Source organism: Chrysiogenes arsenatis DSM 11915 (genome assembly GCF_000469585.1).
In the GTDB taxonomy this organism is placed as follows: domain Bacteria; phylum Chrysiogenota; class Chrysiogenetes; order Chrysiogenales; family Chrysiogenaceae; genus Chrysiogenes; species Chrysiogenes arsenatis.
Genome location: NZ_AWNK01000005.1, coordinates 46877 through 57445 on the forward strand (window position 1 = coordinate 46877; position 10569 = coordinate 57445).

Consider the following 10569-nt stretch of genomic DNA (forward strand, 5'->3'; position numbering starts at 1 on the left):
CTACTTTACGACGAGGGCAGCCAATGAAACTTGACGAATTTACTATTTTAATCGTCGATGATGAGCCGACAAATATTGAGGTGTTAACGCGAACACTTTCGCAGGATTACCACATAATCAGTGCGACTGATGGACGAAAAGCGCTGCAAATTGCCCTTTCTGATGAACAACCAGACCTCATTCTGCTCGATGTTATGATGCCGGGAATGAGTGGATATGATATCTGCCGCAGACTCAAAAGCGATAACCGCACCATGAATATTCCGATCATTTTCGTCACGGCGTGCGACGACCGCGAATCGGAGGAGACTGGCTTAGAACTCGGAGCCGTCGATTACATCACTCGGCCATTCCATGTGCCGGTTGTCCGTGCCCGCGTCCGCAATCATGTGAATATGCAACGCAAAACTATGCTGCTCGAAAAACTCTCCTTGATTGACGGACTGACCCATATCCCGAATCGACGCCGTTTTGACAACTCTTATGAACAGGAATGGCGTCGCGCCATGCGCTACAACAAACCCGTATCATTGGTGATGATAGACATTGACAACTTCAAAGCATATAACGATATACGTGGCCATAGTGATGGCGATGAATGTTTACGCCGTGTCGCCGAAGCTCTGAGCAATGTGCTCTTACGCGGTTCTGACATGGTGGCTCGTTATGGGGGTGAAGAGTTTATCGCGCTGCTCCCCGACACACAGATCAATGGGGCGGTACAGGTTTCAGAAAAACTCCGAGCTGCTGTAGAAGCGATGGAAATTCCCCATCCTGACTCATCGGTTTCACCGTTCGTTACCGTCAGCATTGGTCACGCTACCTGTTTGCCGAATTTCCGTATCTCTCGTTTGGAATTCCTGCAAGCAGCCGACCAAGCGCTGTATAGCGCCAAAGAAGCGGGGCGCAATCAGGTGTACGGCATGACAACCTTGTGGGGCAACAGCGATGCAAATCGCGCAACCACAGCAATGCATGACACTGATTCAATAGACGATTTTTCAGAGAGAGCACAAAGAAGAAATATAACCACAAACCCTTAGGAGGTTCCCCATGGATAAAAAGTATCGACTTATTACACGTAGCGATTTCGATGGTTTAGCATGTGCTGTGATCTTAACGGAACTGGGCATGATAGATGATATCCAATTTGTCCACCCGAAGGATATGCAAGACGGTAAAATCGCCGTAACCTCACGTGATATCACCACAAACCTTCCATACGTGCCGGGTTGCTATATGGCGTTCGACCACCACGCCAGCGAAGTGCAGCGTGCCGACGGGAAAGATTATCCAAACCATATTATCGACCCTAATGCCCCTTCTGCCGCGCGGGTTGTCTATAACTACTACGGTGGCAACAGTCGTTTTGGAGGTGTCATTAACCCCGAAATGATGATCGCCGTCGACAAAGCCGATTCGGCTCAATTTACCCTTGCCGAAATACTGAAACCTGATGGCTGGGTTCTGCTCAATTATCTTATGGACGCACGTACCGGACTCGGACGCTTCCGCGAGTTCCGCATTTCCAATTACGCACTGATGATGGATCTTATCGAATATTGCAAAACACTCACCATAGAACAAATCCTTGAAACTCCAGACGTGAAAGAACGGGTCGAGCTGTACCGCGAGCATGCTCCAAAGTTCGAAGAGCAACTACGCCGCTGCGCAACCATTCACGGAAAACTCATTGTGCTTGACCTGCGCAACGAAGAGGTCATCTACGCGGGAAATCGCTTTATGATTTATGCCCTCTACCCACACTGCAATATGTCGATCCATGTTCTTTGGGGTTTCCAGAAACAGAATGTCGTTTTTGCCGTCGGAAAATCGATTGTGAACCGTTCGTCAAAAGCCCATGTCGGGGAGACGATGCTGCAGTACGGAGGTGGTGGACACGCCGCAGCCGGCACCTGCCAGCTTTCGCACGAAAGTGCGCCCGAAGTATTACAGAAGCTGATAGACGCATTTCAAGAAAGTTAACGTATCTCACTCCTTCAAAAGGCGACCTTTCGGTCGCCTTTTTTACGTTGCAAGCGCAAGAAAAACAGGGATGGTCACCGCCGCAAAAATGACCTGCCACGTAATAATACTCGCCATCAGCGTCGTGTCGCCACCCATTTGACGCGCAAGAATGTATGATGAAACCGACGTTGGAACAGCAGTAAAAAGTACCGCTATCGCCGTAGCTGTGGCATCAAGCGCAAAGAACTGGCAGGCGAGAAGCGTTATCCCCGGATAGACTATCAACTTGACAGAGCTGCTCATACCAAGTTCTTTCCAAGATCTGATCGATGCGCCAAAACTCAACCCCGCACCCACGCTCAGCAGACCTAATGGCAATGAGACTCGACCCAGTATTTCTGCTGTGTTGAGGAGAAAGAGCGGCAGTGGAATATGCGCCAAATTAACGACAATCCCCGCCGCACAGGCCAGAATAAGGGGATTGCGGAAAAGCGCATGAAACACCTTGAGCAGTCCCTCTTTGCGTTCCGAAGCATAGCGCAACATAACCCAGACGCAGTAGATATTGACCAGTGGTATCAATGTCGCCATGGCAATCGCCGAAAGCGTCAGGCCGATTTCGCCAAATATCGCTGCAGCGGCAGCAATACCGACATAGGTATTCATGCGGATTCCCCCCTGAAATACCGACGTAAACGCCGGGCCGCCAGAACGGATTCCTGCCCGCAGCGCCAACAGCAAAAGCGACGCCAGCGTGGTGGTTCCAAACAAGATAATTGCCATAGAAGCCGCGGGTAACCCCTCAAGCGGAGCCTTCGCCAAGTTGGAAAACAACAGTGCCGGGAAAAAAACATAATAGGTGACTCGTTCAGCCATCGGCCAAAAAGCATCACCTGGAAAATGCTTCACTTTACACGCATAACCAAACAAGATAAGTAAGAAAATCGGAGCTAATCCCTGAAAGATAATCGTCATGCCAAAACAGCCTTCCTTGTAAATTTCCCGACAGCATCTGCAACATTATGCTGTTATTACCGAATTATCTGCTATATATACACTGAAAAACACGCACAATAAAAAATACCTTTCAACAAAGGGTGATTGTACCATGGCGAACGACCTGACACGTTTTTTTCAAAAAGCGACAACGCCAGCTGAGTTCCGACGCATTATCCTCGCTTCTGTCATTGCCGGAACCGCCAACGCGGGAGTAGTTGTTATCATCAACAATGCGTCAGAAGATTTTTCGGACTTTCAGTGGCGCTATTTGGCCATGTTTGCCATAACAATTATCCTGTATATCACAACTCGCCGTTTTGCCTTGCAAAAAAGTATCGTTGGCGTCCAACGTTCGCTGATCGATCTGAATCAACGATTGGCCGACAAAACACGGCATATTGGACTCCGCTCCTACGAAAGAATCGGCCCAGAACGAATTATTGCTGACTTAACAGAAAACAGCTCCCTTATTCTCGAAGCCTCACGCATGGCAACAAGTGCCGCCGCGGCTGTCGTGATGCTGTTTGCCTCTTTTGTCTACATTGCCATACTCTCGCCAGCCGCTCTCTGGCTTAGTCTTTTTCTTGTTTCATGTGGCATTTATGCCTACTTGCACAATGAAAAAAAAATCAGCCTCGGTTTGCGGGAAACACGACGTGTCGAACAGGAGTATTCACAAACGCTCCACCACCTCACGTTGGGTTTCACAGAAGTAAAAATGAACCGCGCACGGAGCGATTCGCTCTTTCACCAGACTCTCGGCGACATTTTAACTCGCCTACGTGACCTGAAAAGTGACACCGAAAAACGTTTCGTTGATAACATGATTTTTACCCAGATTTTTTTCTACCTGCTGATCGCCGCGATCATCTTTTTACTGCCACGCTTTGAGTCGCAACAACCGCACATCATTGTGCAATTGGTTACGATGATCCTCTTTATTGTGGGGCCGCTTGGAGCCGTTGTTGATGCCATGCCAACCTTTACGAAAGCCAATATTGCTCTCAGCCGCTTGGCGGAACTCGAAGCACAACTCGATGAAGCCCGCGAAGTAGAACCTACCTATTCGCCCCTCGCGCATCAACCAACATTCACGACTCTTTCATTGCAACATATGTACTTTACCTACAACGGCAGCGAACCAAGTGATCACACCTTTCGACTTGGCCCCGTCAACCTTGACGTCCGTGCTGGTGAAATCCTTTTTATTGTGGGCGGCAATGGTAGCGGGAAAACCACCTTACTGAAATTACTCACGGGACTCTATACACCTCAAGCCGGCGTGTTACAGATAGATGGTCGCCCGATAGCAGCCGGCGAATACGAGCAATTTCGACAGCTTTTTTCCGTTATTTTTACCGACTTTCACCTCTTTGACCGTCTCTACGGCATGAATGAGGTCGAACCCAAACGGGTTTGGGAGCTTCTTGAACAGATGGATATTGCGAAGAAAGTCCGATTTGACGGCGACGTGTTTGAAACGCCGGGATTATCTACTGGACAACGGAAACGACTCGCCCTCGTGTGTGCGCTTCTGGAAGATCGCCCGATTTTACTATTTGACGAAGTCGCTGCAGATCAAGATCCACAATTTCGTCGCTATTACTACGAAGTGTTTCTCCCATCACTACGCCAGCAAGGTAAGACCGTGATAGTGGTGAGTCATGATGACCGTTACTTTGGTGTTGCCGATCGGGTGCTAAAAATGGACTATGGTACGCTTGCCGTGCCACCGGAATCGGTTGAGCGAAACAATATATAAAAAAGGGATGCTTTTTCCGGCACACCATATTATTCTGTCGCAGGAGAGATTTCTTATAACCACTTAACGGGCTCTGAACTATCAGGAGGATTCCATGGACGAAACACAAGCAACGACCGCTCAAGCAGAAATTGTTATTGAACCGTTAGCTGAAGCTAACACTACCGTTAACAACCACACCGCTATGGCGGCTGGAGTCGGTCTGATCCCTTTCCCGCTCCTCGACATGGTTGCTATTACTGGATTACAAATCAACATGCTGAGCCGTCTGTGTGCCATCTACGGTGTGCCGTTTTCACAAGATCGTGCCAAACACATTGTCGCTTCGCTTGTCGGAGGCGCTGGCACCTACTACCTTTCTCCACCCGTGATGAGTCTTGTAAAGTTCATCCCTTTGGTTGGTCAAGCCGCCGCCATGCTGACGATGCCTGCAATAGCCGGAGCATCAACCTACGCAGTCGGGAAAGTATTCATTCGTCATTTTGAGTCAGGCGGAACTTTCCTTACTTTTGACCCAGCCAAAACAAAAGAATATTTCTCAAAAATGTATGCCGAAGGGAAAGAGGTTGCCAACTCTCTCAAGCAATCGGTCAAATCAAGCGGCAAAAAGAACACTACGACAGCTCCGGAAGAAGCAACCACAACCGTATAATCCTGTGACGCAAAAACGGGGAGCAATCTCCCCGTTTTTTCTATGCTCCTCTTTAGGTTTCCATCAGACTGTTCAGAGACATTGAGGTCGAAACAATGAACCGCATTCGAGCGTACGTGCGACAACATCTTCCCCAGCTCATGATAGCGAGCCTTTTGCTGGTATTTCTCGTGGTGTTTTTTTGGCCACGAATTTTTGTCGTTATTAATGCTGGGCATGCTGGAATATTGTACCGTCCGCTTTTCGGCGGTACGGTAACTGACCGCGTTTTCAGTGAAGGGCTACACATCATTCCGCCATGGAACACCATGCACATCTATAATATGCGTGTGCAGGAAGTAGCTCACGAAATTGATGTCTTAACTCAGAAAGGGTTAAAAATTCACCTGAGCCTCTCGGTTCGCTATCACCCTGAGTACGATGTTCTTGGCGTGTTGCACCAGAAAGTAGGTCCCGACTATGTGCAGAAAATCGTCATTCCAGAAGTGGAATCAACACTCCGTACTATCATTGGCGATTTTGACGCCGAAGAAGTCTACACCACCAAACGAGCCATTCTGCATAAAGTCGTCAACCAATCGCTCGAACAAGTCACGCAAAAGTACATAAAAATCGACGACGTAATTATTCGGAAAGTCGATCTTCCGCCAATGATTCAGGACGCCATCGAAACCAAACTCGAACAACAGCAAATCGCCGAAGCGTATGTATTTCGCCTGCAACGCGAAGAGCAGGAAGCACAGCGCCGTCGCATAGAAGCATCGGGACTCAAAGACTATAATGACACCGTTCGCGAATCTTTAACGCCGCAAATCCTTCAATGGAAAGGGATCGAAGCGACCCGAGAACTGGCTAAATCTGACAATGCAAAGGTGGTTGTCATCGGAAATTCATCGAAAGAGTTGCCGATCATCCTCGGTTCAGATTGGTAGAGATATGATCTTGCGTCGTGCATCCACCATCGTCCTCTCATTACTCCTGATGACCATTCTTGCAGGATGCGATTTCTATGAGATGAGCCGCCAAAAACGGGACGCACTGGCGCAAGCCAATACCGGCGATATTGAAATTGCCGTCGTCTGGCCACAACAACTGGAAGCCGGACTCTTTATGGAAGGGGTACAGCTTGCTGCCGAAGAGATCAACACGACAGGCGTGTATGCCAAACGCAGTATAACCCTGCGTATCTTTGACGAAACATCTGCCGAACAAAGCAAACGAGTCGCACAAAAGATAGCGGCTAACCCCAAGATTGTGGCTGCCATTGGCCACTACGGTTCCAGCCGTTCGCTGCCTGCGGCAGTCACCTATGAATATAACGGCATTCTCTATATGTCTCCCGTGGCTACCAGCCCATCGCTGACCCGTTTCGGATTTAACTACCTTTTCCGTAATATCCCTACCGATGCCGAAATTTCTGCTGCGGTACTCACTTACTGCCAAAAACAGAATTGGAAAAATGCTGCTATTGTTTATGTTCGTGGCAATTACGGCCAGAGTTTTACTGAAATAATGCAAGAAGAGGCCTACCTACATGATATTAACATTGCTACACTCAAGTCATATGCTGAAAATCAGGAGGATTTTCGCGCCATGATCGTTGAAATGCGCCGTTACCAGTATGATTTTGTGTTTATCGCAGACGTCGTACCGCGCGCTGCTCATTTTATTCGGCAATACCGTGCCATGGGTGGCACCGAGCCCTTTATAGGAGGCGATGGGCTCGACTCTAATTTACTGTGGACGATTGCGGGAAAAGCGGCCAATGAAACCGTTGTAGCTACAACCTTCGACGCCGCTGACAACCACCCGAACGTGAAAGGATTTGTCGAACGCTTTACCGCTCGCTATCCCGATAAGCAGCCCGACTTTTTGGCAGCACAAGGGTATGATGCACTGATGGTTATTGCCAATGCGATGCGCCACAGCCAATCGTCTGTCCCTATTGAGGTAGCTTCAGCACTCCGTTTTTCGCCACCATGGGAAGGTGTACTCGGTACATACGCCATGCAGCTAGATGGGAGTATTGCGGGCAAAAAGATTGCGTTTAAAAAGCTATCCGATGGGGTGTTTTATCTACAACAGGATTCAGAGGAGTAAACCATGCCAGCACATTTAATGGCTCTCTACATCGTCGTCTGCCTCATGATTGCCCTTTTTGGAATGAATCGTAAATTTGGCTTTTGGGGGTATTTTTTTGCCAGCCTTTTCTTGACCCCTCTGGTTGGTGTTGTCTTAGTACTCGCATCAGATCCACGGAAATTAGAACAAGAATAGGATACACAATACATCGCAAATGAGGTGAATACCATGCTTCGCGCTCTGATGGTTATACTTGCCATTATAAGCTGCTTCTTCGGAACAAGCTTGGCATCGTCCCGTGATTTACCTCCCGACATGCAGCGCATCTTTGACCGCGGCACATTACGCGTGGGAATGTACCATGCCGATATCGCCCCTTTTTTCATGCAAAGCAATAATGGCGAATTGACTGGTATTGATGTGGATCTCGCGCACCATGTCGCACAAGAGCTTGGCGTAGAACTTGAACTGGTACGAACCGCAAAAACGTTTGATGCGCTCGTTGAAATGTTGGAAAAAAGAGAAGTTGACGTTGTTATCTCCGAACTATCACGAACCCTGAAACGGGCACGCACCGTACGCTTTACCCGTCCCTATATCGTTTTACGGCAAGGGTTACTCCTGAATCGTGTTGCCGCAGTACGCGCACAGTCGACCACTGGATTTGAGTGGATTTTTACCTCTGCAGGCCCGGTGGGTGTCAAAGCCGGAACTTCTTATGTGGGGTATGCTCAGGCGAATTTCCCCAACGCAGAAATCCGCACCTACCCTGAATGGGAAGAGGTGGTTGACGCCTGTGTCCGTGGCGAAGTGCTCTTTGCTTATCACGATGAAATTGAAGTAAAGAAAATCATCCGCGACAATCCAGCGATAGCCATACAACTCCAAACAGCAATTATCAGCGATATGACCGACCCGATTGCTATGGCCGTTCCCTGGCAGAGCACACATCTTCTGGCATGGCTAGAACAGTATATCGATGCATTTCCCGTGCGTATGGATATCGACACCTTACTGAGGAAATACTATGAACAGTAAGCTTCTTCTTTCGCCATGGGCCATTGCCATCGGCCTCGCCAGTGGTGTTATCCTTGGGGTCTTTTATACGGATACCGCACTGGCATTCGCACCAGCAGGTCAACTCTATTTACTCCTCCTGCAAATGTGCGTCCTACCAATTATGACTTCTGCCGTTATCACCAGCTTAGGCCGTCTTGTTGCCTCAAAAGACCAAGGAATCAGCCCTCTGCGGGTTGCCGGCGTGTTTTTCATCGGCTTGTTGATTGCCAGTGTCGTCGGCGTTGCCGCCGCGTTGGTATTACAGCCGGGTAATGCTTTGGATAGTTCCGATCGTGAGATGGTCGGGCGGCTCATGAGTGCTGGTGGTGATACCGATACTCACACTATCGCTACTGACCTTGAGATCACCTTTTTCACTTCTCCTCCGCCTCCAGCAACCGTTAATCCGTTGGCGTACTTGGCCAATATGGTGCCAGAAAACGTCTTTCAATCCCTTAGTCAGGGGCACAGCATTCAGATTTTGGTTTTCTCTATTCTCTTTGGAATTGCTCTGGGTATCTTGCCACCTGCCCGTTCCGTAACGGCTTTTGACTTTTTCGATGCTGTGTTCGCCGCTTTCAGCAGGATTATCAGCGGTCTCATGTACCTCCTCCCATTTGGTTTATGTGCTTTAGTGGCGGAACAAGCCACACGTGTCGGACGTGAAACACTGGAAGCACTCTTGGGCTTTATCATCGCCTTTGGTATTGCAGGAGTCCTCCTCCTGATAGTCAGTTTTGTCATTATTTGGGTGCGCGCTCGACAAGGTTTCAGTGATATACTTTTGGGGCTGAAAGATACTATCGTGATTGCTCTTGGTACCCGTTCAGGATTAGCCGCTATCCCTTCGGCTATCGAAGCCCTTCATGAGCGGTTCGGTTTTGAACGCACAGGAACCAACCTTGTTATTCCACTGGGAATAACGATTTGCCGCCATGGCACGATTATGATTTTTGCGTTAACAGCTTTATTCTTATGCCAACTCTACCAAATCGAAATTGGTTTTCGCGAACTGGCTATTGTGATATTTGGCTCAGTCATCGCTGGTATGGCCAGCGCTGGTGCGCCAGGGATTGTCGCTATTTCAATGCTTTCACTTGTTCTCGAACCGCTTGGACTACCGATAGAATCAGCCTTTATTCTTTTACTAGCACTTGACCCAATCACCGATCCTCTCCTCACACTGGTGAACGTACAATCAAATTGTGCCGCCAGCACCCTGATTACCCCGCGCGAAAACGGAGTGACATGCGATGAACCGACATAATTCCCCTCGCCATTCCGATAGCGCGGTTCCCGAACAAATCTTTTCGTGCCTTGAAGAGTCGGTATTCTACGCACTGTGCATTGAACATCTTTTATTACCGCACATCCCATCAGGAGCCGCACTGGTTGAATTTGGTTCGGGTGATGGCACTCCTGTTATCGAAGCGTTGCAGAAGGCACCTGATTTTGCGGGAACCATTACTGGCTATGAACTGAATTTGCGCGCATATGCTCTGTGCCAGGCAAATATTACCGCCGCCAATCTCGGCTCCAAGTACCACGTTCAAGCGGGTTCATTTTTCGAAAAGCCTTCTTTCGAAGCATTTGCGCTGCTAGCCAACCCCCCGTATATCCCATTTCCTGACGCTTCCATCCGTCTTCCTTACCTGCATGGCGGTCTCCACGGAAGCGAAGTGACGACACAGCTCCTACGTGAACCATACCCAATGTCGCTGTTGCTCGTATCAAGTTACTCCAACCCGCTTGGCATTATCGACACCGCACACCATCACGGATTGTGTGTTGCAAATTTTTTAATCATGCCGATCCGTTATGGAGATTACAGCCGCGAACCAAAAGTCTTTGCCCATATTATGACACTGCGCGAACAAGGATTCGCGTATGCTTCGGCTAATGGGTATTTGCTAGCAGGAGTGCTTTTTGCTCGCAAAGAGTATTGCCACACGGAACGGTGCAATGAACTCAAACGGATTATGCGTAGCGCGGACGACCATCACATGGTTCGGGTATGATCCCCAAAAGAATACCGCTTCGCATCAGC

Annotated in this window: 11 protein-coding genes; 10 read left to right on the forward strand and 1 reads right to left on the reverse strand. The window is 48.8% G+C overall.

The window, feature by feature from the left end; translation table 11 throughout:
* The first annotated feature begins 23 nt into the window (after positions 1-23).
* Both P304_RS13645 and P304_RS0102575 read left to right on the forward strand, forming a co-directional pair.
* Entirely contained in the window at positions 24-1043 is a 1020-nt protein-coding gene (locus P304_RS13645) for a diguanylate cyclase (protein ID WP_084417491.1), read from the forward strand.
* A gap of 10 nt (positions 1044-1053) precedes the next feature.
* Positions 1054-1986: a DHH family phosphoesterase gene (locus tag P304_RS0102575; protein WP_027389272.1), complete on the forward strand. Its 933-nt coding sequence runs from the start codon at positions 1054-1056 to the stop codon at positions 1984-1986.
* A gap of 42 nt (positions 1987-2028) precedes the next feature.
* On the opposite strand, the gene P304_RS0102580 is transcribed toward P304_RS0102575, so the two are convergent.
* On the reverse strand, positions 2029-2943 hold the full coding sequence (locus tag P304_RS0102580) for an AEC family transporter (RefSeq protein WP_027389273.1): 915 nt from the start codon (positions 2941-2943) through the stop codon (positions 2029-2031).
* Between the two features lie 133 nt (positions 2944-3076).
* On the opposite strand from P304_RS0102580, the gene P304_RS13650 reads away from it, so the two are divergent.
* The 8 genes from P304_RS13650 (at position 3077) to P304_RS13670 (ending at position 10540) form a co-directional block, all read left to right on the forward strand.
* Positions 3077-4729: a cyclic peptide export ABC transporter gene (locus P304_RS13650; protein ID WP_051321338.1), complete on the forward strand. Its 1653-nt coding sequence runs from the start codon at positions 3077-3079 to the stop codon at positions 4727-4729.
* A gap of 94 nt (positions 4730-4823) precedes the next feature.
* Entirely contained in the window at positions 4824-5381 is a 558-nt protein-coding gene (locus P304_RS13655) for a YcjF family protein (RefSeq protein WP_051321339.1), read from the forward strand.
* Positions 5382-5476: 95 nt separating this feature from the next.
* Entirely contained in the window at positions 5477-6313 is an 837-nt protein-coding gene (locus P304_RS0102595; RefSeq protein ID WP_034763855.1) for a prohibitin family protein, read from the forward strand.
* Between the two features lie 4 nt (positions 6314-6317).
* A complete protein-coding gene (locus tag P304_RS0102600) occupies positions 6318-7481 on the forward strand; it encodes an ABC transporter substrate-binding protein (RefSeq protein ID WP_027389275.1) in 1164 nt (387 codons plus the stop codon).
* A 3-nt stretch (positions 7482-7484) separates the two neighbouring features.
* Entirely contained in the window at positions 7485-7658 is a 174-nt protein-coding gene (locus P304_RS17165; protein WP_169720914.1) for a hypothetical protein, read from the forward strand.
* 33 nt (positions 7659-7691) lie between these two features.
* Entirely contained in the window at positions 7692-8501 is an 810-nt protein-coding gene (locus tag P304_RS13660) for a substrate-binding periplasmic protein (RefSeq protein WP_051321340.1), read from the forward strand.
* Positions 8491-9789, forward strand: coding sequence for a dicarboxylate/amino acid:cation symporter (locus tag P304_RS13665; protein ID WP_051321341.1), 1299 nt, complete (start codon positions 8491-8493; stop codon positions 9787-9789). The genes P304_RS13660 and P304_RS13665 overlap by 11 nt, the downstream gene beginning before the upstream one ends.
* Positions 9776-10540, forward strand: a complete 765-nt coding sequence (locus tag P304_RS13670) for a class I SAM-dependent methyltransferase (protein WP_051321342.1) — start codon at positions 9776-9778, stop codon at positions 10538-10540. The genes P304_RS13665 and P304_RS13670 overlap by 14 nt, the downstream gene beginning before the upstream one ends.
* Positions 10541-10569: the final 29 nt, after the last annotated feature.